At 57.4% G+C, this 22,047-nt stretch carries 24 protein-coding genes; 13 read left to right on the forward strand and 11 right to left on the reverse strand.

Translation table 11 applies throughout. The features are described from left to right. Positions 1 to 3: 3 nt before the first annotated feature. On the reverse strand, positions 4 to 1,167 hold the full coding sequence (coxB, locus tag AC2Q8J_RS10425) for a cytochrome c oxidase subunit II (RefSeq protein WP_204994890.1): 1,164 nt from the start codon (positions 1,165 to 1,167) through the stop codon (positions 4 to 6). A gap of 466 nt (positions 1,168 to 1,633) precedes the next feature. On the opposite strand from coxB, the gene AC2Q8J_RS10430 reads away from it, so the two are divergent. Then, a complete protein-coding gene (locus AC2Q8J_RS10430; protein WP_486451223.1) occupies positions 1,634 to 2,980 on the forward strand; it encodes an MATE family efflux transporter in 1,347 nt (448 codons plus the stop codon). A 157-nt stretch (positions 2,981 to 3,137) separates the two neighbouring features. Further along, on the forward strand, positions 3,138 to 3,452 hold the full coding sequence (locus AC2Q8J_RS10435) for a hypothetical protein (protein ID WP_286695296.1): 315 nt from the start codon (positions 3,138 to 3,140) through the stop codon (positions 3,450 to 3,452). Positions 3,453 to 3,459: 7 nt separating this feature from the next. Here AC2Q8J_RS10435 and AC2Q8J_RS10440 read toward each other — a convergent pair whose 3' ends face one another. After that, positions 3,460 to 4,368 carry a LysR family transcriptional regulator gene (locus AC2Q8J_RS10440; RefSeq protein WP_486451224.1) on the reverse strand — a complete coding sequence of 303 codons (909 nt, stop codon included), beginning with the start codon at positions 4,366 to 4,368 and terminating at the stop codon, positions 3,460 to 3,462. A 112-nt stretch (positions 4,369 to 4,480) separates the two neighbouring features. Here AC2Q8J_RS10440 and AC2Q8J_RS10445 point away from each other — a divergent pair, with 112 nt between their 5' ends. The 6 genes from AC2Q8J_RS10445 (at position 4,481) to AC2Q8J_RS10470 (ending at position 8,486) form a co-directional block, all read left to right on the forward strand. Continuing rightward, on the forward strand, positions 4,481 to 5,083 hold the full coding sequence (locus AC2Q8J_RS10445; protein WP_286839973.1) for an FMN-dependent NADH-azoreductase: 603 nt from the start codon (positions 4,481 to 4,483) through the stop codon (positions 5,081 to 5,083). 21 nt (positions 5,084 to 5,104) lie between these two features. Beyond that, the gene (locus AC2Q8J_RS10450; protein ID WP_486451225.1) at positions 5,105 to 5,962 is read left to right on the forward strand and encodes a pirin family protein; all 858 of its coding nucleotides are present in this window, start codon (positions 5,105 to 5,107) and stop codon (positions 5,960 to 5,962) included. A 91-nt stretch (positions 5,963 to 6,053) separates the two neighbouring features. After that, positions 6,054 to 6,467: a CBS domain-containing protein gene (locus AC2Q8J_RS10455; protein ID WP_036255781.1), complete on the forward strand. Its 414-nt coding sequence runs from the start codon at positions 6,054 to 6,056 to the stop codon at positions 6,465 to 6,467. Beyond that, on the forward strand, positions 6,464 to 6,634 hold the full coding sequence (locus tag AC2Q8J_RS10460; protein ID WP_288364308.1) for a hypothetical protein: 171 nt from the start codon (positions 6,464 to 6,466) through the stop codon (positions 6,632 to 6,634). The genes AC2Q8J_RS10455 and AC2Q8J_RS10460 overlap by 4 nt, the downstream gene beginning before the upstream one ends. Positions 6,635 to 6,816: 182 nt before the next feature. Then, entirely contained in the window at positions 6,817 to 8,040 is a 1,224-nt protein-coding gene (locus AC2Q8J_RS10465) for a saccharopine dehydrogenase family protein (protein ID WP_286839964.1), read from the forward strand. 26 nt (positions 8,041 to 8,066) lie between these two features. Then, entirely contained in the window at positions 8,067 to 8,486 is a 420-nt protein-coding gene (locus tag AC2Q8J_RS10470) for a CBS domain-containing protein (protein ID WP_204994897.1), read from the forward strand. Positions 8,487 to 8,498: 12 nt separating this feature from the next. Here AC2Q8J_RS10470 and AC2Q8J_RS10475 read toward each other — a convergent pair whose 3' ends face one another. From AC2Q8J_RS10475 to AC2Q8J_RS10485, 3 genes are all read right to left on the reverse strand, one after another. Then, positions 8,499 to 8,885, reverse strand: a complete 387-nt coding sequence (locus tag AC2Q8J_RS10475; RefSeq protein ID WP_161624243.1) for a SpoIIAA family protein — start codon at positions 8,883 to 8,885, stop codon at positions 8,499 to 8,501. Between the two features lie 100 nt (positions 8,886 to 8,985). Further along, a complete protein-coding gene (locus AC2Q8J_RS10480; protein WP_027873422.1) occupies positions 8,986 to 9,273 on the reverse strand; it encodes a YheV family putative zinc ribbon protein in 288 nt (95 codons plus the stop codon). After that, positions 9,257 to 11,311: a M3 family metallopeptidase gene (locus AC2Q8J_RS10485; protein ID WP_486451226.1), complete on the reverse strand. Its 2,055-nt coding sequence runs from the start codon at positions 11,309 to 11,311 to the stop codon at positions 9,257 to 9,259. The genes AC2Q8J_RS10480 and AC2Q8J_RS10485 overlap by 17 nt, the downstream gene beginning before the upstream one ends. A 140-nt stretch (positions 11,312 to 11,451) precedes the next feature. On the opposite strand from AC2Q8J_RS10485, the gene AC2Q8J_RS10490 reads away from it, so the two are divergent. Continuing rightward, entirely contained in the window at positions 11,452 to 12,030 is a 579-nt protein-coding gene (locus AC2Q8J_RS10490) for a gamma carbonic anhydrase family protein (protein WP_486451227.1), read from the forward strand. Here AC2Q8J_RS10490 and AC2Q8J_RS10495 read toward each other — a convergent pair. The 6 genes from AC2Q8J_RS10495 to AC2Q8J_RS10520 form a co-directional block, all read right to left on the reverse strand. After that, positions 11,998 to 12,972: a calcium/sodium antiporter gene (locus AC2Q8J_RS10495; RefSeq protein WP_486451228.1), complete on the reverse strand. Its 975-nt coding sequence runs from the start codon at positions 12,970 to 12,972 to the stop codon at positions 11,998 to 12,000. The two genes, AC2Q8J_RS10490 and AC2Q8J_RS10495, sit on opposite strands and share 33 nt — an antisense overlap. Positions 12,973 to 12,997: 25 nt before the next feature. Continuing rightward, the gene (aroE, locus tag AC2Q8J_RS10500) at positions 12,998 to 13,831 is read right to left on the reverse strand and encodes a shikimate dehydrogenase (RefSeq protein ID WP_486452615.1); all 834 of its coding nucleotides are present in this window, start codon (positions 13,829 to 13,831) and stop codon (positions 12,998 to 13,000) included. A 2-nt stretch (positions 13,832 to 13,833) separates the two neighbouring features. Continuing rightward, complete coding sequence (gene hemF, locus AC2Q8J_RS10505) at positions 13,834 to 14,733, reverse strand: oxygen-dependent coproporphyrinogen oxidase (RefSeq protein ID WP_372878156.1); 900 nt, start codon at positions 14,731 to 14,733, stop codon at positions 13,834 to 13,836. Between the two features lie 9 nt (positions 14,734 to 14,742). After that, a complete protein-coding gene (locus tag AC2Q8J_RS10510; RefSeq protein ID WP_286695306.1) occupies positions 14,743 to 15,309 on the reverse strand; it encodes an L-threonylcarbamoyladenylate synthase in 567 nt (188 codons plus the stop codon). A 93-nt stretch (positions 15,310 to 15,402) separates the two neighbouring features. Continuing rightward, the gene (gene dprA, locus AC2Q8J_RS10515) at positions 15,403 to 16,515 is read right to left on the reverse strand and encodes a DNA-processing protein DprA (protein ID WP_486451229.1); all 1,113 of its coding nucleotides are present in this window, start codon (positions 16,513 to 16,515) and stop codon (positions 15,403 to 15,405) included. Between the two features lie 56 nt (positions 16,516 to 16,571). Next, positions 16,572 to 17,597 carry a LysM peptidoglycan-binding domain-containing protein gene (locus AC2Q8J_RS10520; protein WP_286695308.1) on the reverse strand — a complete coding sequence of 342 codons (1,026 nt, stop codon included), beginning with the start codon at positions 17,595 to 17,597 and terminating at the stop codon, positions 16,572 to 16,574. Between the two features lie 237 nt (positions 17,598 to 17,834). On the opposite strand from AC2Q8J_RS10520, the gene def reads away from it, so the two are divergent. From def to trkA, 4 genes are all read left to right on the forward strand, one after another. Continuing rightward, positions 17,835 to 18,341, forward strand: a complete 507-nt coding sequence (gene def, locus AC2Q8J_RS10525) for a peptide deformylase (protein WP_204994905.1) — start codon at positions 17,835 to 17,837, stop codon at positions 18,339 to 18,341. A gap of 9 nt (positions 18,342 to 18,350) precedes the next feature. Further along, entirely contained in the window at positions 18,351 to 19,304 is a 954-nt protein-coding gene (gene fmt, locus AC2Q8J_RS10530; protein ID WP_486451230.1) for a methionyl-tRNA formyltransferase, read from the forward strand. Then, on the forward strand, positions 19,301 to 20,605 hold the full coding sequence (gene rsmB, locus AC2Q8J_RS10535) for a 16S rRNA (cytosine(967)-C(5))-methyltransferase RsmB (RefSeq protein ID WP_486451231.1): 1,305 nt from the start codon (positions 19,301 to 19,303) through the stop codon (positions 20,603 to 20,605). The genes fmt and rsmB overlap by 4 nt, the downstream gene beginning before the upstream one ends. 66 nt (positions 20,606 to 20,671) lie before the next feature. Continuing rightward, complete coding sequence (gene trkA, locus AC2Q8J_RS10540; protein WP_486451232.1) at positions 20,672 to 22,045, forward strand: Trk system potassium transporter TrkA; 1,374 nt, start codon at positions 20,672 to 20,674, stop codon at positions 22,043 to 22,045. The last annotated feature ends 2 nt before the right edge of the window (positions 22,046 to 22,047 follow it).

Raw genomic sequence — 22,047 nt, forward strand, 5'->3', positions numbered from 1 at the left:
CTCCTACTGACCTTTCTTGAAGTTATACACATCGATCGGCTGTACCTTGTCACCCATATTGTTGCCAAAGGCATTACGGGTATAGGTAACGACTGCCGCCAAGTCGACGTCGTTCAGCTGACCACCAAAGGCCTGCATCGCAGAACCTGGGACGCCGTTAACCAGCACATCGATGTGCGCAGTAACTTCGCCGGTAGCAATAGGGCTATTGGCAATGGGTTTACCCACACCGCCTTCACCGTTGGCACCGTGACAAGCCATACAAGAGCGGTTGTAAATGCCCTTGCCGCGCTCAACCAGCTCATCCATAGAGAAGGTTTGCGCCATCAGCTTTTTGATCTCAGCGGCCTCAGCTTGCTTAGTCGCCATCCACGCTTTGTATTCAGGCTCTTCAACAACGTTGACAACGATCGGCATAAAGCCGTGATCGCGACCACACAGCTCGGCACACTGGCCGCGGTATACACCGGTTTCAGTCGGCTTGGTCCACGCCTCGTTGATGAAGCCCGGAATCGCATCACGCTTAACGGCCAGTGCAGGTACCCACCACGCATGCAGCACGTCGTTTGCAGTGACGAGGAAGCGAACTTTGGTATCAACCGGAATCACCAGCGGCTCATCTACTTCGATCAAGTAGTTCGAACCCTTGGCTTCGGTGTTACCGATTTCAGCTTTGTCAGTCAGCAGGTTAGAGAAGAAGCTGACATTGTCGCCTTCGGGATTAATGTACTCGTACTTCCACTTCCACTGATAGCCGGTGATCAGAACGTCGAGCTCTGCATCATCGGTGTCATAAATTTCAATCAGGGTGCTGGTCGCAGGCACAGCCATAACGATCAACAGCAGGAATGGCACGACGGTCCATGCGATTTCCAACTTAGTGTTTTCGTGGAAAGTGGCTGGTTCTTCGTGACGCTCTTTGCGATAGGCAAAAACCGAGTAGAACATCACGCCAAAGACGATAATGCCTACTACCACACACACCCAAAACACAAACATGTGCAGATCGTAGATTTTGGCACCAACTTCCGTTACGCCCGGCGTCATATTTGTTTGCCAACGCTGGGGGTTACCCTCCGTCGCCCATGCGCCAGTACTAAGCAGGCTAAGCAGCATCAGCACAGGACAAAGCGCCAGCTTATACAGCCGTTTCGCTTGTTGATACATCTCCCGTGTCTCCGTATAAGTTATAAGAATCCCTTCGCCGATCGACGACAGGCAGACACGCTAGACGCTTTCTTATATATGGAACGCAGTTGCGAACTCACGGTCAGAACAGCTGTACGGACGCAAAAACGCTGCCCTGGCCCACCGCCAAGCAACGTCACTCCCCCCGAAATTGCGCGCTTGCCCACACCGAAATAGCTTTGGGTGCGACAAAACGCCGCAATTATAAACCTGAAGAAACCAGCAAGGCTACTCCGAAACACCGAAGGACGCGCTCACCGGGGCGCCAAATTAACGCGCAGTCCGTGAAAATATACCAGTTAGAGCATTATTACCCAGCGCACACCACTAGATATAGGCAATGAGAAAAGCCGCACCGTTTAAAAAATAGGCGGTGAGATGCACCGCAGCTGTGCACATCCGCGCCAGCCGATTACACTTGCGGCAACGCCGAGATACCAGAAACATGTCCAACACCCCCACAGCCACACCCTTGAATGCGAAAATTTGGTCGCTAGCCTGGCCAATGATTCTCGCCAACTTATCAGTGCCACTACTCGGCTTGGTCGACACCGCCGTGCTCGGCCACCTTGCTGACAGCCGTCACCTCAGCGCCGTGGCGATCGGCGCAAGCATTCTGTCACTGTGCTACTGGACCTTCGGCTTCCTGCGCATGGGCACCACCGGCGCCAGCGCCCAAAGCCTTGAGCATAGCGACAGCCTACTAATCAAAGCCGTACTACTAGGCCTGGCGCTCGGCAGCGTAGTTTGGCTGATATCGCCAGCATTGCGGTCGCCCGGCCTGACCTTAATGAATGCAGAGGGCCATTTACGGCCACTGGCCGACAGCTATTTGCAGATCCGCCTAATCAGTGCGCCGGCCGTGCTTGCCAGCTACGCAATCACCGGCTGGCTACTCGGGCAACAGCAAGCACGCTGGCCACTGGCAATTGCCCTGTTTACCAACATCCTGAACATCTTTTTGGATTTGTTGCTGATTGTCGGCCTGAACATGGCCAGTGAGGGCGCCGCAATCGCCAGCGCTATCAGCGAATACGCTGGTTTCACCCTCGGCCTCTATGCCGTTCGACAGCCCCTTGGTAGCGCCATACGACGGGGCCTGCTCAATAGTCTGAAAAGAGGCATGCCGATGCGGCGCCTGCTGAGCGCCAATGCACAAATTCTTGTTCGCACCGCCGCACTATTATTCAGTTTCAGCTTCTTTACCGCCCAGGGAGCCAAACACGGCGAAGTGATTTTGGCGGCCAACACAATTTTAATGCAGCTCGCACTGGCCGCCGCCTACGGTATGGACGGCTTCGCCCATGCGGCAGAAGCGCTAGCCGGCCGCGCTTACAAACAGGCCGACAGGGGCGCCTTTCTGGAGGTTTGTAAAACCTGTGGCCGCTGGTCATTGTATTCTGCCTTGTCGGCGAGCCTGATCCTCGCCACCGGCAAACCACTCATCCTGTCACTGATGACCAGCATCGCTGATGTTCAGGCCACCGCCAACCACTACTACCCCTGGCTGATCGCGCTGCCACTGCTAAGCGTGGCCAGTTATTGTTACGACGGCATTTTTATCGGGGCGCTGCGCACCGGCGCCATGCAGTACTGCATGCTGTTCAGCGTATTTGTTGTGTACCTGCCACTGTGGTGGGCATGCACGTCCTGGGGCAACCACGGCCTCTGGCTGGCCTTTGCAGCCTTCAATGCCACACGCGGCCTGACGTTGGCCGCGTGTTTCTTCTGGTTATTCTCAGAAAAACGCTGGAAGTACAGCACACCTAGCGGTAACACTTCACTCCAATAAAGATGCAAGCACATTTGCTGAATTTCATTAACTTTTTGTGATAAATCAACAAAACCTCATCCAAACAGAAAAACCGGGCGTAACCACTGTTACAAAATTTGTTTCGTTTGGTAGCATGCGATCCAACAGACATGCCCGTACTCTGAGGTTTTTAAAAATGAAAGTTTTCCCTCTCGTTGCTCTTTTCACTAGCTTGGCGACTTTTTCAGCGGGAAGCCAAGCGGCCTGCGCCCTGGCCGCGATAATGGGTGCGCCAGCGCTGCCCGCTAGCGATACCAACAATCTGGAGCGCCTGGCAGACTTGCGCGACAGCGTTGATAGTTATTTGACTAGCGCCAGTGCACGTTTGGAGTCTTGCACAGGCTCTGATCCGTTCGTGTATAACTACGCCGTTGATCGCCTAGAGGATTACGCAAGCGCCTTCAATGCGTTAGCCCAACGCCACAACACGCAGATCATCGCGTCGAACTAATTGCGCATCAGCGTTGGCGATCGCAGGTCAACGCGGCCGCGGCGTTTTTTATTAACGCCTCGGCCCGCCGCGCTGCGGGGCCTGCCAGCTCCCGCTCTGGCAATACAATGAAGAGTTCGGCGAAACGTTCGCGACCCTCGTTCAGCGGCAGCGGCTTGAGTAACCCGCTGTTGAGCGGTTCTTGAATCACAACTTCAGGCAACCAAGCAAAGCCCACCCCCCGGCACACGGCTTGCACTGAAAAATCGATTCGACTCACCGTCAAGCGCTGCGCGGCCTCGAGCCACCCGGAGTCCCTGCGACGTCTCGCCCCGGAGTCGCGCACCACAACCTGACGATGGGCACGCAGGTCCTGGTAACTCAGCGCTCGGTCAAGCTGGTGCAGGGCATGGTCGCGATGTGCGACGGCAATGAACCGGACTCTCAGCAGCGGGTCGCCCAAAAAGCCCGGCGGTACAATGCCCGTGATCGCGAGGTCACACCGCTGTTCAAGCAGCGCTTCCTCGGCGCCACTGAGCACCGTTTCCACGCACTCCAGGCGCGTTTCGGGGCACTCTATGGCCAGCTGCTCGAGGCAATCCAACATAGCGGTTTGCGGGAACAACGCGTCGCTGACAATCCGCAGCTGTGGCTCCCAGCCCTGGGCGAGGGTTACGGCAGACGCCTCCACCCGCAACGCCTCATCGAGCAGGGCGCGGCCGCGGCGGTAAAAAAGCTGTCCGGCGTCGGTCAACTCGGCTTTACGACCCTTTATTTCAAACAGGGCGACCGCCAGTTGCTCTTCAAGCTTTTGAATTGCATAGGTAACGGCCGACTGGCTCTTGTGTAATTTTTCCGCCGCTCTGGAGTAGCTCCCCTCATCCACTACCGCCATAAAACAGTGCCACTGGTCGAGATTCGTTCGAGGTCCGCGCATAATACATCAACTTATTCGATTGTTTAGCCGCTAAAATTGCGCTTTTTAAACAATTAAATCAATAGTTAACTACTCCCATCGCAACTCACCACACGTAGCAACGGGAGGCACCATGCCTAATATTCTCTACATCAGCAGCAGCCTGTCAGGCGAACAGGGACATTCCAGCCAAATGGCACAAGAGTTCATCGCGGGCCGGCGCGCCCAAGGCGAGTCAATCAACGTGATCCACCGCGACCTGCACGCCCAGGCATTGCCTCACCTGGACGCACAGCGCTTCGCCGCACTGACCACTGCGCCAGAAAACCGCTCAGCAGAGCAGTCTGCCATCGCGGAACAGTCCGACGCGCTCATTGCAGAAGTCCGCAGCGCCGACGAAATCGTCATTGCAATGCCCCTGTACAACTTGGGCGTACCGTCAACATTTAAGGCGTGGATCGACCATATTGCCCGGGCAGGGGAGACCTTCCGCTATACAGAAAATGGCCCGCAGGGTTTGCTCCATGACCGCCCCGTGCACATTTTTGCGGCCCGCGGTGGCCAGTATGTCGGCACCGCAATGGATACCCAGAGCCCCTATCTGCGCCATATTTTCGGCCTTATGGGCATTGAGTCTATCCACTTCATTTACGCCGAAGGGCTAAACATGGGACCAGAAACCGCCGACCAAGCCAGGCAGCACGCCCGCGAGGCGATGTTTAAACACGCCTCTTAAATTTAGAGTGAGGAGTTAGGTATGACACAGCGAACCGTTACTCGCCGTATTACCGCTCGCGACACCCGCGATGGCGCGGGGGTCAGCCTCAAGCGTAGCCTGGGCAGCAGCCCCGGAGATCGCATAGACCCCTTTCTAATGCTCGATGAGTTCTACTCCGACCGCGCAGAGGACTACATTGCGGGGTTTCCCGCCCACCCTCATCGCGGCTTTGAAACCGTGACCTACATGCTCGCCGGAAACATGCAACACCGCGACCATATGGGAAATGAAGGCAACCTCGGGCCGGGAGATGTGCAGTGGATGACGGCCGGGCGGGGAGTGATTCACTCGGAAATGCCTCAGCAGCGCGAGGGTTTGCTGCGCGGCTTTCAGCTATGGGTGAACTTACCGGCTGATGAGAAAATGCGACCGGCTGTGTATCAAGACATCAACTCAGCGCGCATTCCGGTGTATCACGGTGAAGGTTTCTCTCTCCATCATATCGCCGGAGAACTTGCGCTGCCCAGCGGGCACAGCTTGGGCTACGTTAACGGCGTAGATGAGCAGCAATACAGTACCCAACCGGTCTACGCCGACATCCGCTTTACGTCGACGCAGGCACTTAAGCTTGGCCTGCCTGCTAGTCACAACGCCGCAGTGTACTGCTATGACGGCAGCCTGGAAATCGGCGGGGAGCGTATTAGTGCTGGAACCGCAGCGCTACTCAGCCCAGGCGACAGCGTAATACTTGATGGCGAGCGAGGTAGCGGCGCGCTGTTGATAGCCGGTAAACCCATTGGCGAACCGGTGGTGCAATACGGCCCCTTTGTGATGAACAGCAACGCGGAAATTGAGCAAGCGCTGCGCGACTATCGCGACGGCACCCTCACTGACTAGGGCGGCGTTGAATCGTCGCTCTTTGTCCCCATCTAAACACTGACAGCAGCTTAGCTAGGGGCGTATAGTGTTCACAAATGGAGGAAGTACAATGAGCAACAGTATTCGCGTCCGTGACATCATGACCAGCCCCGCACCCTTTGTGCGCATGCACACACCACTGGGGGAAGTCGTCGACACCCTATTGCGCAGCCGGGTTATGGGCCTGCCCGTATTAGACGATAACGACCGCGTTGTCGGCTTCGTCTCTGAACAGGATTGCATCCATTCTATGCTGGTCAGCAGCTACCACTGTGAAGGCGTGCCGAACGTTGACGATGTCATGCACAACGAGGTGCTTGCCGTCGAAGCCGAACAGAATATTGTCGACCTCGCGCAAAATATGGGTAAGAACAAACCCAAACTCTACCCAGTGATTGAAGACGGCAAACTTCTCGGCTTGATTACCCGCAGTGCCATCTTGAGTGCGCTTTGGGAAAACCGCGCACACTGCGACTCTCAATGACCGCCGCTCAAGCGCTCACCACCGCCGCCCTGTGCGCCATACTCGGCGCCTGTGGCAGCGGTCAGTACGATCAACAACGAGAGTGGGCCCTGCAAGAGTGCGACAAAATACTCGACCCCGATGATCGCCACCACTGCCGGCAAGACACCCCTCACTACCTGCGCTAACGACTTCGCAACCAGACATCGGAGATCATGGTAAGTCGCATCGCCCCAGCTACACTAGTGCCTATTCATTACCGTTTGATAGTTACAGTCCTCGGCAGCAGCTCTGCACCGAGTCAAACACAAGCTATATAACAACACTGCCGTTCCGCGGTGGACACATGCATCTTGATAAGGAGTGCTACGTGAGCGAAACCCAATATGAAATCATCGTCTTTGGCGCCAGCAGTTTCGTTGGTCAGATTATCTGCGAATACTTGAGCACCTACCAAAGCGAAGACACGCCCTTACGCTGGGCAATGGCGGGGCGGAGCGAGAGTAAACTGCAGGCAACCCGCGATGCGCTGAGCGGCGAGAAGCCGGACATTATATTGGCAGACTCAAACGACGAGGCATCACTGCGCCAGCTCGTTGAAAAAACCCGTGTTGTTCTCAGCACCGTTGGCCCTTACGCGCTTTACGGCGAGCCTCTAGTAAAGGTCTGCGCCGAGACTGGCACCGACTACTGCGACCTGACTGGCGAGGTGCACTGGATTCGTCAAATGGTGGATCGCTACCAAACCACCGCCCAACAATCCGGCGCGCGTATCGTACATTGCTGCGGCTTTGACTCCATACCCTCCGACCTCGGCGTCCTCTTCACGCAGCAGCAATTCGAGCAACGCCACGGCAAACCGAGCAGCGACATTCGTATGCGCGTAAAAGCTGCCAAGGGTGGCTTGTCTGGCGGCACCTTCGCCAGCTTACTCAACGTAATGAAAGAAGCCTCCAAGGACCCAGCGCTGCGCAAGCAAATGGCCGACCCCTATCTAATTGCTACCGACGCGTCCTACAGTGCTCGTCAACGCAACCCAGGCCTGGCCGAACACGACCCCGTTACCGGGCGATGGATGTCACCCTTCATCATGGCGGCAATCAACACCCGCGTGGTTCACCGCAGCAATGCCTTACTTGCCTCCAAATATGGCGAAAATTTTCGCTATGAAGAAACCATGCTCACGGGCAAGGGGCTGTCCGGACGCCTCAGCGCCTACGGTATTGGTAGCGGCCTGGCCGCATTCATGGTTGGCGCAGCGATAAAACCCAGCCGCTGGCTGCTGGAAAAGCTTCTTCCCGCGCCGGGCGAAGGCCCCAGCCCTGAAGACCAACTGAATGGCTTCTTTGATATGCGCTTCTACGCACTTGAAGACGGCAGCAGCAAACTGCAGTGCAAGGTGACCGGTGACCGCGACCCCGGCTATGGCTCAACCGCCAAAATGATCTCTCAAGCTGCACTGTGTTTGGCGCGCGACATCGATGCCAAGCAATGCGGTGGCGGCATCTGGACACCGGCGAGCAGCATGGGCACCACACTGCAGGGTCGCTTAGAAAGCTACGCTGGATTACGCTTTGATGTTGTGGATGGCTAACGCCATTCCATACAGGGAGGGCGAATATGAAACTGCGCGATATTATGGCCTCACCGGTCGTTACCGTTGAAAGTGACGACCGTTTGAGCACCGTGCGAGAGTTGTTTATGAAGACCCGGTTCCACCACCTGCTGGTGGTGGAGGGCGGAAAGCTTAGGGGGAGTATTTCTCAACGGGATCTTGCCGCCGCCATCAGTCCAAACATCGGCACCATGGCGGAACTGCCTAAAGACCAGGCAACCCTCAATAAGCACGCCCACCAGATCATGCGCAGGCAGCTGCTATGCCTGGCACCTGACGACGATGTTCACGCCGCCATTGCCGCCTTTAACCGCAACGATATTGCCTGCATCCCCATTGTGGATAGCGCGCAGCTAACCGTCGGCATTGTCAGCTGGAGAGACATATTACGTCGCGCTGAGGAATGCGGCTTTAACGGCGACTAATGCGTCGCCGCATCAGCCAGAGAACGCACCGGCATCGCGCTCACTTACCCAGATCAACGCTTCATCACGCTGAATTTCCGTGAAGTGCTCAATCTCTGCATTGGGCATCCAGTGGGTAATCAGCTGCGCGCCACGGCTGTACCAGCGCGGCTCACCGACCAATGCTGTGCGGGTAATATGTTTGAAAAAGCGCGCGAGCAATCGCATTTCTTTTAGCAGGCCACGCAAGGTGAAGCCTTTGAAATGCTCTAACTCGATATAAATACCGAGGTATTCCTCGTTTTCCAGCTTGTGTTCAACGGCGTCATAGATTTCCGCCATGTCGTCGTGATTTACCTTGCCAGACACCTTTACCCCAATTACATGGGAAGAAGGTATTGGCAGCAGCTCCAACATCATGTTACCTCCGCGAACCATTTCAGGCGGCCTAGACCGCTTACATAACAGTATAGATAAGCATTACTGAAATGCGTTCCGCGAAGCGTGGATATTACCAATCTCAGTGATCGCGGCGCTCAGGCTTGGCCTTGGGGTCGAGGATGGAAACGACTCTTACTTCATCTTCATGAGCGAGCGGTGCTTCGCCAGCCCGGGGTTGATTAACACGGGTCGGCGGCTCGTTGACCGCAACGTCATCGTCGCGGATCGACTCTTTAAAGCCACAGCGAATACACTCGCGCACTTGCTCAACCTCTGAGACGCGATACATCACGGTTTTATCCATCTCAGCGCACTTGGGGCACACCGCCCCCGCAATAAAACGCCTGGGTTTAAACTCCGTTGCCATGCGTGGCCCCTCCTGTATTTACCGCGATGCCGCTGTGCCGCAGTAGCGCGTCATTGGCAGGCTCTCGCCCACGAAACTCAGTAAATAGCAGCGCCGCATCACGCGCACCGCCTTGTTCCAATATCACCTTGCGGAACCGCAAACCGGTATCTCTGTCCATCACGCCGCGCTCTTCAAACAGCGAAAAGGCGTCCGCAGACAACACCTCGGCCCACTTGTAACTGTAATAACCCGCGGCGTATCCACCGGCAAAAATATGCGAAAAACTGTTTTGAAAACGGTTAAACGCCGGCGGACGCAACACCGCAACCTGGTCGCGCACCTCAGCCATCAGGGCATCGATTTGCGACTCACTGACAATATCCGCCTGCATATGCAGACGGAAATCAAACAGTGCAAACTCTATCTGGCGCAGCATCTGCATACCCGACTGAAAGTTTTTCGCCGCCAGCAGCTTTTCCAACAAGGCCTCGGGCAGCGGCTCACCGGTTTGGTAGTGACCGGAGATATCGGGAATCACGGATTTTTCCCAGCACCAGTTTTCCAAGAACTGACTGGGTAGTTCTACGGCATCCCAAGCCACTCCGTTTATTCCGGATACGGCGAGGCAGTCTATCTGGCTTAACATGTGGTGAAGGCCGTGACCAAACTCGTGGAAAAGCGTCGTCACCTCATTGTGGGTCAATAACGAAGGGCGGTCGGCACTCGGCGGCGTAAAGTTGCACACCAAAAAGGCAACGGGGCGCTGCATGTTGCCATCGCCAAGCATCCGCCGCCCCCGGCAGTCTGCCATCCACGCACCGCCACGCTTATTGGCGCGGGCGTATAGGTCGAGATAGAACTCCGCAATGGTATCGCCGCCACGACGCAGCGCGAAACACTGCGCATCGTCGTGCCAGAGTGGTGCCTCTTGCTCGACAATATCCAGGTCGAACAACTCACCCGTTACCTTGAATAAGCCTTCGAGCACACGCTCCACCGGGAAATAGGGACGCAGCTCTTCCTGAGACACGGCGTAGCGGGCCTCCCGCAGCTTTTCGCTAAAGTAGGGTACATCCCACGCCTCGAGCTCGTGCTGACCCTGTTCGGCGGCAAAGGCCTGCAATGCTTTCAGCTCCTGCTCGGCCACGGGTTTACTGGCAGTCGCCAACTCCGACAGAAAACCCAGCACCGCATCACATGACGGCGCCATTTTGCTCGCCAATGACTTTTCAGCGTAACTGTCAAAACCCAACAGGCGCGCTTGCTCGGCACGCAATTGCAATATCTCCACCATCAGCGGGCCGTTGTCCCACTGGGCGCCGCTTGGTGACTGCGCAGAAGCGCGGGTCACGTAGGCCTCGTAGAGCTCACGGCGGATCTCCCGGTTGTCGCAGTACTGTATTACCGGCAAATAACTCGGTATGTCCAAACTCAAGCGATAACCTTTTTGGCCCGCCGCCGTTGCGGCAGCGGCGAGGTTATCCAGCACCGACTCCGGCACACCGGCGAGCGACTCCGCATCAGCGACAAACTTTTCCCAACCGTCTGTGGCATCCAGTACATGGTTGGAGTAGGCGGTCGACAGCTCACTGAGTCGCTGCTGTATTTCACTAAAGCGAGTGGCTTCGTCACCATCCAGAGCAACCCCGGACAGCGTGAAATCGCGCAGCATGTTTTCCACCGCCTTCTGGCGAGCAAATGATAGCTGCTGAAACTCGTCACTCTCTGACAGCGCCTTCACGCGCTCATAAAGGGGGCGATTCTGACCCATCTCACTGCTGTAAGCCGTCAACAGAGGCAAGCACTTATTGTAGGCATCGCGCCAGGCATCACCGCTGATCACCGCATGAAGGTGGCTCAAGGGTGCCCAGAATTGCTCAATGCGATCGTTGATCTCTTCCAGCGGCTGCATGAGCGATTGCCAGCTGAGCGGCGTATCGCTGGCTAACAGGCCTGCAACATCGGCGCGGCTGCGATTAAGCAGTTCCTCGCACTGGGCGGGATAATCGGCCGGTCGCAATTGAGAAAATTCCGGAAGAGATTGCTCTGCATACATGAATAAGCACTCACATGATCAAAAAAATGAACAAGCCCTAGCTTAACAGATCGCAGGCCCAGGCTGGGCCAGAAAGCATGTTCGCCGACCACCCGGCTCGCTACAATAGATCTTTCGTCAGTGCTTCGAGGATCATTGCAATGGGCTACCGCGCCGAGAACTACACCCGCCGCTTTGAGGGTCATCAACCTCAGTTGGAAGAGGGGGTATTTATCGACCCCAGTGCCGTTGTCATCGGCGATGTCCACATTGGTCGCGACAGTTCCATTTGGCCGCAAAGCACCGTTCGCGGCGATATGCACAGCATTCATATCGGCGAGCGCTGCAGCATTCAGGACAACAGCGTGTTACACATCACCCATGCTGGCCCCTACAACCCCGACGGATATCCGCTGCGCATTGGAGACGACGTGACTGTTGCCCACAGCGTGACGCTGCACGGGTGCGAAATTGGCAGTCGAGTATTGATCGGCATGGGAAGCATCGTCATGGACGGCGCAATTATCGAAGACGATGTCGTGGTAGCGGCCAACAGCCTGGTACCGCCTGGGAAGCGGCTTGCCAGTGGTCACCTCTATGTCGGCAGCCCCGCTAAAGCTGCCCGGCCGCTGAGCGAAAAGGAAATGCGCTATTTCTGCTACAGCTCGGCAAACTACAGCAAGCTAAAAGATCGCCAAATCGCTGAATTAGAAACTGATAGCGCCGGTGTCGACGAGTAGATAAGCCAGATAGGCAAGGTATACCGACAACAGCAGCCCGCCCTCGTAGCGGCGGATTTCCGGGGCCCGACGCGGACCGAAGGCAACGAGGTAGAAGCCCGCTGTTAGCATCAACATCAGCGGGTAATCGCGGTCGACGATCGCCATATCAATGGCGCCGGGCGCAATCACACCGGGCAGCGCCATCACCCCCAGCAAGTTAAATAGGTTTGAACCGATCACATTGCCAATGGCAATGTCGTGCTCGCCCTTGCGCGCCGCAGCGACCGACGCCGCCAACTCGGGCAAACTGGTACCAATGGCCACCACCGTTAGGCCGATCACCAAATCGCTAACACCGAATATTTGCGCCAACTCCACCGCGGACCACACCAGCATGCGCGCCGATGCCATCAGTAAAATCAGGCCGACTAACAGCCAGCCCAGGGCAACGGGCAGCGACATATCCTTGGGAATTTCTTCGGCGTACTCGGCCTCCAAGGCATCGCCGCGGCTGTGCTTGGCTTCCCACAGTTGCCGCAACACTACCGCTAAAAACCCGCCCAGTAGTATGCAGCCATCCGTAACATTAAGCTCACCATCGCGCAGCAAAAAATAGCCGCCCAGCATCACCAGCAGCAGCAGGGGGATTTCTCGGGTTATCAACTTGCTTTGCACGCGCAGCGGGATGTACAGCGCCGTCAGGCCGAGAATCAGCGCGATATTTGTGATATTCGATCCCAGCGCGTTCCCCACCGACAGCCCCGACTGACCGTCAGCGGCGGCCATTGCCGAGACCAGCATTTCCGGTGCAGAGGTACCAATCCCCACCACCAAAATACCTACCACCAGGGTCGACACACCCAAAATCGACGCCGTCGCCGACGCGCCGATAACAAACCTGTCGGCACTCCATACCAGAATAACCAAACCAAGGATGAGGGTTGTCAGGATCAACAGCATACAACAAGGGCCCGCAAAGCAATTTTCAGTGAGAAAGGGATTGGCGAATCAACTCAATGACTGGCCGTGTATCAGGGCGAACGCCTCGCCAAATGCAAAATGACTCCGCGGCCTGCTCGACCAACATGCCCAGCCCGTCTGATACCGCCCAGGCTGCTTCAGCCGCCGCCCAACGCATGAACGGGGTGGGCTCAGCGCCGTACATCATATCGTAGGCACTGCCTTCATTGCTGAGTATGTGGGAGGGCAGCGGCGGCAAATCGCCACTCAAACTAGCGCTGGTACCATTGATAATTAAATCGAACTGGCGGCCCGGCAAGGCTTCGAAAGGCTGCCCACTCACGGGCCCCAGTTCAGCAAACAACTCGGCCAGGGCCTCGGCTTTTTCCAGGGTGCGGTTCGCAACCACCAATTCATCGGGGCGCTGTTTTAACAGCGGGCCGAGTATTCCCCGCACTGCACCGCCGGCGCCAAGCACCAAAATTCGCTTACCCGCCACTGGCCAGCCGAGATTGTCGTTGATATCGCGCACCATACCCACGCCGTCGGTATTGTCGCCGTAGATACGGCCGTCCTCGCCACGCGCCAGCGTATTCACGGCCCCGGCGCGGCGCGCACGGCCACTGAGCTCGTCGGCAAATTCGAAGGCATCCAGCTTGAAGGGCACGGTGATATTTAGCCCGCGGCCACCATTGCGAAAGAACTCCGATGCCACTTCGGCAAAACGCCCCAGCTCAACCTTATGCGCCCGATAGTGCAGTGCCTGCCCGGTTTGCTCGGCAAACGCCGCGTGAATTTGCGGGGAACGACTGTGTTTTATGGGGTTACCAAATACGGCGTACTGATCCACTGCATCCATCATTACTGGGCCAACCAATCCCGAGGGGGCAAAAACTGCGTGTACAGCGCCTGCTCGGCGCTGCCTTCGTCTGGCTGCCAATTGTACTCCCATCGCACCAGCGGTGGCAGTGACATCAGAATCGACTCGGTGCGGCCACCGCTTTGCAAACCAAACAAGGTGCCGCGGTCAAAAACCAGATTGAACTCTACATAGCGGCCTCGACGATAGAGCTGGAACGCTCGTTCGCGCTCGCCCCAGGGCGTGTCACGGCGGCGCTCCAGGATGGGCAGATAGGCATCCGTGTACGAATTTCCCACGGCCTGCATAAAGGCGAAGCAGCGTTCGAAGCCGCCCTCGTTAAGGTCGTCGAAAAATAAGCCACCAACGCCGCGCGCCTCGTCGCGGTGCTTCAGGTAAAAATAGTCATCACACCACTGTTTATAGCGGGGATAAACGTCTTCGCCAAAAGGCTTGCAAGCGTCAAAGGCCACTTGGTGCCAATGTACGCAGTCCTCTTCAAAACCGTAGTAGGGCGTTAAGTCATAGCCGCCACCAAACCACCAAACCGGCTCTTCTCCGGCTTTTTCTGCCACAAAAAATCGCACATTGGCATGGCTGGTTGGCAAATAGGGGTTGAGGGGGTGAATAACCAGCGACACCCCCATCGCCTGGTAACTGCGCCCCGCCAGTTCAGGCCGGTGCGCCGTTGCACTGGCGGGCATCGAGTCGCCTTGCACGTGGGAGAAGTTTACCCCGCCTTTTTCGATCAGGGCGCCGTCGGTCATCACTCGACTGCGACCCCGCTCCCACTTGTCTTCGACAAAGCGGGCACCGCCATCGCATTGCTCAATGGCGGCGCAAATTTGGTCCTGCAGGTCCAGGAGATACTGCTTAACGGCGGCGATATCGATACTGCTCATGTGATGCTCCTAGGCTGAACGCAGCGTGTCGCCGCTAAGCGCATCGCGAATACAGCTGGGTTGACGGCGGCCACCGAGGCGACCGGGCAAATAGTAGTTTACAGCGCCGGCAAAATACCGCTCTGCCTGTTGTTGGCTGCGAGCAGGCTCCAGTGATGCCGGGTTAGCGGAGGTAGACACCAAACATCCACCCACCGCCTTGCACAAGGCAGCGGTGAGGGGATGGTCAGTCACTCTTACCGCGACGCTGCTAAAGCGCCCCCTCACCCAACTGGGAGCAAAGCCTTCATCGGGAATCACCCAGGTATAGGGGCCGGGCCAGCTCTCTAATACCGCTTCGCGCCGCGAGTCAGGCAGCGGCGCCAACAATGTCTGAAGGCGATCGACGCTATCGGTAACCAGCAATAGACCTTTTTCGGGGTCGCGCCGCTTTAAGGTGCAAATCCGCGCCACCGCGGCGGCATTCTCTGGCACACATGCCAGCCCCCAGACAGCTTCGGTGGGGTGACAAACGACACCACCAGCACGCAGTAGGTCGGCAGCATAGCGCAATCGATAACGGGATAGTTCTGTCATGATAAGCAAGACCCTGCACAGGCAAAGGCCAGCAGTGGGGCGCCGGCAGCGGAAGACGCGGCAAAAGTACCCAAAGGCGAACGGCTTTGCAACTTAGCGGCAGCGTTGCCAACCACCGCTACACTGCTCAACCCAGCCCGCCAGCTCTAATTCGCCCAGCGCGCTGAGCAACTCCGTTACCGGCAGGGTGCTGCGCGCGGCCAGCTGGTCCAAAGTAAGCGGCGCAAATTCTAACAGCGCCAGCAACGCAGGCGGCTCAGCCTCAGGGCTCTCCAGTACGGCACCCGCGAGCCCCGGCGGTAAGCAGGGGAGTTCTTCGACAATGTCCTCTAAGGTCTCGACCAACTTTGCCCCTTGGCGAATCAAGGCATTGCAGCCGCGACTGGCCGGACTGTGTATCGAGCCAGGCAGGGCAAACACCTCGCGGTTCTGCTCTAAGGCCTGGCGCGCAGTGATTAGCGAACCGCTTTTGATTGCCGCTTCAATGACCAAAACCCCGAGGCTCATCCCACTGATAATGCGATTTCGACGCGGGAATTGATGGGGCAGGGGCGGGCTGCCCAGAGGGTACTCGGACAGCACAAGCCCGCCCTCAACCATCGCGTCATAGAGCGCCTTGTTGCGTCGCGGATAGCAGATGTCCACTCCGCAACCCAGCACCGCTACAGACGCTGCCGCTTCCTGCATGGCGCCGGTATGGGCCGCGCCATCGACCCCCATTGCCATACCGCTAACCACCGTAATGCCGTGCGCAGACAAGGCCTGGGCAAAGGCATGCGCATCTTGCTCACCACGGCGGCTGGGGCGACGACTCCCCACCACCGCAATCATAATGCTCTGCAGCAGCTCTCGCCGCCCCCTCATAAATACGATTGGTGGTGGGTCGACAATCTCGCTTAGAAGCAAGGGGTAGTCTTCATCGGTCAGGCAAACCAACTCGCAATGAGCGTGTTGCTCCGCCAGTGCGGCGAGGGCGTTGCTATCGCTTAGTACCCCGGCGATACGGTCACGCATCGGCGCGCTCAGCAGCTGTTCACTGCGGGCCTCTTCGCCGTAGCGCTGCACGACAAACTGCTGAACCTCGTCCGCAGAAATTTCCGCCAAGCGACGGGGTTGTCCTGCCAGGCTCATCAAGGCGCGCAGTTGCGCAGGGGGGATAGTCAAATGCTGCTGAATCAGCAGCCAAAGAAGGGCATCAGCGTCCATGGTCTGCATCCTTGCCGACAATGGCCCGCGCAGCGCAAGGCTACGCGGGGGAGTAGTTAGGGGTTACGAACTTTGTCGCCAACCTTTAAGGTTTGCTCGGCCTTCAGGACCAGCGCATAGCTAACTTTATCGAACACGCGGAACACCATTAGGATTCCCGCGCGCACATCTGGTGCCTGCAGGCGCTCGCCCGTCAGGGGATCGCGAACCATCACACCCGTGGTGTAAATCGCCATAACATCGCCTGCCTCGATCGCATTTCGCTCACCGAGGTTCAAGGTCACGACATCCATACTGCCAATTTGAGTTAAACCACCCTCGACAGCAATGATTGACCCGCGGGTGTCTTGGTCTGGGGCCTGGGGTTCAAAGCGCGCGGTGAGCTGGCGCGACTCCAGCGGTAAAAAGCGGTCGGCTCGGCGAATTTCTTGCGTACTGCGATTCAGTGCCAGGGTGGAGATATCGCCCTCGGTATGCAGTAGGTGGGCGGTGCCGATGTCGATCGCCTCAACCCCCAACAGCTCGCGGCTGCGCGGATCCACATACACTTTACCCCGGCGGTAAATACCGAAATTTTTGGCATCCTCAAAATCGCCGCGACCCAAAATTTCATCGCCGGCACCCGCGACGATATTGCCGCGCTTGCCCGCCAGCACATAGGGCGCTGACTCAAGCTCGCCCTCGTCGACAACGCGGCTGCGCGTTAAGAAGGGGGCAATCACGTCCAGGGGGATCGCGGGAATCGCATCGCTGACATCGGAAATCCGCATCTGCGGCGTCAATTTCACCACCGCGTCGCGCGGCTCGGGGTTGCGAACCAGTACCGGCTTGCCGTCCACCCACATCAACTTAAGCAGGTCGCCGGGGTAAATAAGATGAGGGTTTTCAACCTGGGGGTTGTAGTACCACAGCTCGGGCCACAGCCAGGGGTCATCGAGGAACATCGCCGAGATATCCCACAGGGTATCCCCTCGTTTCACCACGTAGGTTTGAGGGTGACCGGCTTTCAGTGACAAAACATCACCCGCATGGGCAGCGCTCAGTAGCGCACAAAACAGCAAGCCCAGCACAGTTTTTCTCATAACACTTTCCTTCAAGCGACCTCAGCAAGGGGGTAGCACCCCGGTCGTTCGCGACAATCAGGCATTTCCGCCGTTCTCACGGTATAATAGTCGGCCGTCGCGGCGACTGCATATTGTTATCGTTGTAAAAAGCAGAAGGCGTTGCCACCCTATCCGATACACGGCTCTGCAATTGCGAATACTCTTTATAGTAGCAATAGTTGGGCAACATACACGACAACTTGGTCACAATCATTTATGGCTGTACTAGAGATTCTCGAATTTCCCGATCCGCGCCTGCGCACCGTCGCCAAACCCGTGGAAAACGTCGACGACCGCATTCGCAAGATTATCGACGATATGTTCGACACCATGTACGAGGCGCCGGGCATCGGTCTGGCTGCCAGCCAGGTGGATATACACGAGCAGATCGTCGTCATTGACGTGAGCGAAGACCGCAGCGAACCGCTGGTGTTCATCAACCCCGAAATTACCGTTCTCGATGAAGAAATCTTCCAGTACGACGAGGGCTGCCTGTCTGTACCCGGCTTCTATGAGACCGTCGAGCGCCCCCGCCACGTTCGCGTGAAGGCCCTGGATCGCAACGGCGACGTTTTCGAAATTGAGCCCGAGGGACTGCTGGCGGTATGTATTCAGCATGAGAACGACCACCTGTTGGGCAAGTTATTTGTCGACTACCTGTCGCCGCTTAAGCGCAACCGCATTCGCGGAAAGCTGGAAAAACAACACAAACGCAAGGCATAGGAGACGGCAGTGGCCGCCACTTCACAAAAGCTGGTATTTGCCGGCACCCCGGAATTTGCAGCGCAACATTTGAAGGCACTGCTGGACGACGGCCACCACGACATCGTTGCGGTATACACCCAACCTGACCGCCCAGCGGGCCGCGGTAAAAAGCCCCGCCCCAGCCCCGTTAAACAACTTGCCGAGCAAGCCGGAATCAGCGTTTACCAGCCGCTCAACTTTAAAGACCAGGCCGACCGCGACGCACTGGCCGCCCTCGGCGCCGACCTAATGATAGTGGTCGCCTATGGCCTGATCCTACCGCAAGCGGTATTGGATATACCGCGACTGGGCTGCGTAAATGTTCACGCCTCCCTGCTGCCACGCTGGCGCGGTGCCGCCCCCATCCAGCGGGCCATTGAAGCAGGCGACAGCGAAACCGGCGTTACCATTATGCAAATGGCAGCAGGCTTGGATACCGGCGACATGCTGCGCAAAGTGCACTGCGACATTGGTCCCCATGACACCAGTGCCAGCCTCCACAACCTCTTGGCTGAGATGGGTGGTCCGGCCCTGATAGACGCTATTAACCAGCTGGCCAGCGGCACCGCTCAGCCTGAAGTGCAGGATGATGCACTGAGCAATTACGCCGCCAAGATCGACAAGCAAGAAGGCGAGATAAACTGGCAGCGCAGTGCCGCTGAAATAGATCGTCAGATTCGCGCATTTATTCCCTTTCCCGTTTGCTACACCAGCGTCGGTGAAGACCGTTTGCGTGTATGGCTGGCGGAGCCAACCCGTGGCGAAGGTTCGCCGGGGGAAATTCTCAGCTGTGACAAGCATGGCATCGTCGTCGCCTGTGGCGAGGGCGCCCTGCGACTTCTCTCACTGCAACTGCCCAATGCGCGCCAAATGGCTGTCGCCGATGTGCTCAATGGTCACGCGGCACGCTTCTCGGTAGGCACCGTCTTGGGTGCGGCATGAGCTGCCCTCGCGTTGCCGCGGCGCGCTGCCTCGTCGCCGTCGTCGATGGCCAGTCACTGAGCCGCCAAATTCCCCTGCAGGAAAAGTCGCTGCCGGAAAAACAGCGACCACTTTATCGCGAGCTTTGCTACGGCACGCTGCGGCGCTACTGGCAGCTCGATGCCGCTCTGAAGCCCTGCTTTAGCAAGGGCTTAAAGCGCAAAGACAGCGATATACGAATGCTGATTTACATCGGCGCCTATCAGTTATTTTTTACTCGCATTCCCCCACACGCCGCCATCAGCAGCGCCGTGGAAGCCTGTAAAACACTGAAAAAGAAATGGGCGGCCGGGCTGTGTAATGCCATTTTGCGCCGCTGCCAACGCGACGGCGAAGCACTGTTTAAAGACCTCCCCGCCGACGCGGCGAGCGCTCACCCCGCCTGGTTGTATAACGCGATAACGCGCGCCTGGCCCGAGCAGGCCAGCGCTGTGTTCGAGGCTAATAACACCCACCCGCCAATGTGCCTGCGCGTCAACCAACAGCAATATAGCCGTGACGCCTATTTGGCGAAACTAAGCGCCGCCGATATTGACGCCACCACCTGCCAATACGCGCCTATGGGCCTGCGCCTCAGCAGCCCCTGTGGTGTGGAAGCCCTACCCGAATTTTTTGCAGGCGCGGTGTCGGTACAAGATGAGGCCGCCCAGCTGTGTACCCGCTTACTCGAGCTGCAACCGGGCCAACGGGTACTCGATGCCTGCGCCGCCCCCGGCGGTAAAAGCGGCGCCATTTTGGAAGCGGAACCGGCGCTACAGGAACTGGTAGCCCTGGATATTGATGAGGGCCGCTTAGAGCGCGTGGCCGACAATCTGCAGCGCCTGGGCCTTCGCGCCCACTACCACGTGGCGGATGCCGCCGACCCCCAAGCCTGGTGGGATGGCCAAGCCTTCGATCGCATTTTGCTTGATGCCCCCTGCAGCGCCACCGGTGTGTTGCGCCGCAACCCCGATATTCGCTTGCACCGTCGCGCCAGTGATATTCCCGAGTTGGTTAGCTTGCAGCGCCGCATTCTGGATGCCATGTGGCAGTGCCTGGCACCGGGTGGCATATTGGTTTACGCCACCTGCTCGGTACTGCCAGAAGAAAACGAGCAACAAATCGCGGACTTTTTGCAGCGCCACGACGACGCCCACAGTGCAGCATTGGATGTGGCGTGGGGCATAGATAGAAAAGTCGGTCGCCAGCTACTCCCTTCAAATGAGGGTGCCGATGGCTTCTTCTACGCTAAGCTGGTAAAAGCAGCGGCAACAGGGCATTAACCCTTGAGCCCGAGCGGCTAAACAACGCACAATTGGCGCATATTCTGCGGCGGCGACAAAACAGACATGAAAATCATTATTCTCGGTGCCGGCCAGGTCGGCGGCACACTGGCTGCCAACCTGGCCAGTGAGCACAACGATATTACCGTTGTCGACCAAGATCAGGATCGTTTGCGAGAGCTGCAAGACCGGCTGGATATCGGCACGGTGTGTGGCTCGGCCTCCCACCCGGACATACTCGACCGCGCCGGGGCCGAAGACGCGGATCTGCTGATCGCCGTGACCAGCAGCGACGAAATAAATATGGTCGCCTGCCAAGTTGCCGCAACGCTTTACCGCACACCGACGAAGATCTCGCGCATACGCTCTAGCTCCTATACCAGCCAGTCGAAATTGTTCGGCAGCGACGCCATTCCCATCGATGTTTTTATCAGCCCGGAAGAGCTGGTTTGCCGCTATATAAAACGTCTGCTGCAATACCCCGGTGCCCTGCAGGTGCTGGACTTCGCCGACGGCAAGGTGCAATTGGTCGCTGTTAAGGCCTATTACGGCGGCCCGCTGGTTGGCAACGAGTTGGCGACAATCCGCGAGCACATGCCACAGATCGACACGCGTGTGGCGGCAATCTTCCGCCGCGGGAATGCCATTGTGCCCAGCGGTACAACCGTTGTTGAAGCCGGCGATGAAGTATTTTTTATCGCCGCCAAGAAGAACGTTATGCCGGTAATGAGCGAGCTGCGGCGGGTAGATACACGCTACAAACGCCTGATTATTGCCGGCGGCGGCAATATTGGTGAGCGGCTTGCCAGCGCCGTAGAGAACCGCTACAACGTTAAAATTATCGAGCGCAGCTACGATCGCTGCCGCACCCTGTCAGAGCAGTTGCGCAAGGCCATTGTGCTGCACGGCAGCGCCTCGGACCATGAATTACTGGCCCAGGAAAATATCGAAGAAACCGATGTTTTTCTCGCGCTGACCAATGACGACGAGGCCAACATTATGTCGTCGCTGCTGGCCAAGCGCATGGGCGCAAAAAAAGTCGTCACCCTGATCACCAACCCGGCCTATGTGGATCTGGTGCAGGGCGGCGAGATCGACATAGCAATTTCCCCCCAGCAAATTACCATCGGCAGCCTGCTTACCCACGTTCGTCGCGGGGATATTTACAACGTTCACTCACTGCGGCGCGGCGCGGCGGAGGCGTTGGAAATTATTGCCCACGGGGACAGCCGCTCCTCCAAAGTAGTGGGCCGACGGCTAGACGAAATAGACCTGCCCGAAGGCGTGACCATTGGCGCCATCGTTCGCGGCGACGAGGTGCTTATTGCCCACAGCCACCTGACGGTAGCCAGTGAAGACCACCTGATCCTGTTCCTGGTGGATAAAAGCAAAATTAAGGCGGTGGAAAAGCTATTCTCCGTCGGCTTCACCTTCTTCTAAAC

It is taken from the genome of Spongiibacter sp. C9W, from assembly GCF_057370015.1.

Excerpts from the sequence above, each read along its gene's own strand:
- aroE (WP_486452615.1), bottom strand. The coding sequence starts at position 13,831 with ATGGATGCAGTGGATCAGTACGCCGTATTTGGTAACCCCATAAAACAC.
- AC2Q8J_RS10490 (WP_486451227.1), top strand. The coding sequence starts at position 11,452 with ATGGGCTACCGCGCCGAGAACTACACCCGCCGCTTTGAGGGTCATCAA.
- AC2Q8J_RS10485 (WP_486451226.1), bottom strand. The coding sequence starts at position 11,311 with ATGTATGCAGAGCAATCTCTTCCGGAATTTTCTCAATTGCGACCGGCC.
- AC2Q8J_RS10435 (WP_286695296.1), top strand. The coding sequence starts at position 3,138 with ATGAAAGTTTTCCCTCTCGTTGCTCTTTTCACTAGCTTGGCGACTTTT.
- hemF (WP_372878156.1), bottom strand. The coding sequence starts at position 14,733 with ATGAGCAGTATCGATATCGCCGCCGTTAAGCAGTATCTCCTGGACCTG.
- coxB (WP_204994890.1), bottom strand. The coding sequence starts at position 1,167 with ATGTATCAACAAGCGAAACGGCTGTATAAGCTGGCGCTTTGTCCTGTG.
- AC2Q8J_RS10455 (WP_036255781.1), top strand. The coding sequence starts at position 6,054 with ATGAGCAACAGTATTCGCGTCCGTGACATCATGACCAGCCCCGCACCC.
- AC2Q8J_RS10440 (WP_486451224.1), bottom strand. The coding sequence starts at position 4,368 with ATGCGCGGACCTCGAACGAATCTCGACCAGTGGCACTGTTTTATGGCG.
- AC2Q8J_RS10510 (WP_286695306.1), bottom strand. The coding sequence starts at position 15,309 with ATGACAGAACTATCCCGTTATCGATTGCGCTATGCTGCCGACCTACTG.
- dprA (WP_486451229.1), bottom strand. The coding sequence starts at position 16,515 with ATGGACGCTGATGCCCTTCTTTGGCTGCTGATTCAGCAGCATTTGACT.
- AC2Q8J_RS10460 (WP_288364308.1), top strand. The coding sequence starts at position 6,464 with ATGACCGCCGCTCAAGCGCTCACCACCGCCGCCCTGTGCGCCATACTC.
- AC2Q8J_RS10445 (WP_286839973.1), top strand. The coding sequence starts at position 4,481 with ATGCCTAATATTCTCTACATCAGCAGCAGCCTGTCAGGCGAACAGGGA.
- AC2Q8J_RS10475 (WP_161624243.1), bottom strand. The coding sequence starts at position 8,885 with ATGATGTTGGAGCTGCTGCCAATACCTTCTTCCCATGTAATTGGGGTA.
- rsmB (WP_486451231.1), top strand. The coding sequence starts at position 19,301 with ATGAGCTGCCCTCGCGTTGCCGCGGCGCGCTGCCTCGTCGCCGTCGTC.
- AC2Q8J_RS10495 (WP_486451228.1), bottom strand. The coding sequence starts at position 12,972 with ATGCTGTTGATCCTGACAACCCTCATCCTTGGTTTGGTTATTCTGGTA.
- AC2Q8J_RS10430 (WP_486451223.1), top strand. The coding sequence starts at position 1,634 with ATGTCCAACACCCCCACAGCCACACCCTTGAATGCGAAAATTTGGTCG.
- AC2Q8J_RS10470 (WP_204994897.1), top strand. The coding sequence starts at position 8,067 with ATGAAACTGCGCGATATTATGGCCTCACCGGTCGTTACCGTTGAAAGT.
- def (WP_204994905.1), top strand. The coding sequence starts at position 17,835 with ATGGCTGTACTAGAGATTCTCGAATTTCCCGATCCGCGCCTGCGCACC.
- trkA (WP_486451232.1), top strand. The coding sequence starts at position 20,672 with ATGAAAATCATTATTCTCGGTGCCGGCCAGGTCGGCGGCACACTGGCT.
- AC2Q8J_RS10480 (WP_027873422.1), bottom strand. The coding sequence starts at position 9,273 with ATGGCAACGGAGTTTAAACCCAGGCGTTTTATTGCGGGGGCGGTGTGC.
- AC2Q8J_RS10520 (WP_286695308.1), bottom strand. The coding sequence starts at position 17,597 with ATGAGAAAAACTGTGCTGGGCTTGCTGTTTTGTGCGCTACTGAGCGCT.
- AC2Q8J_RS10450 (WP_486451225.1), top strand. The coding sequence starts at position 5,105 with ATGACACAGCGAACCGTTACTCGCCGTATTACCGCTCGCGACACCCGC.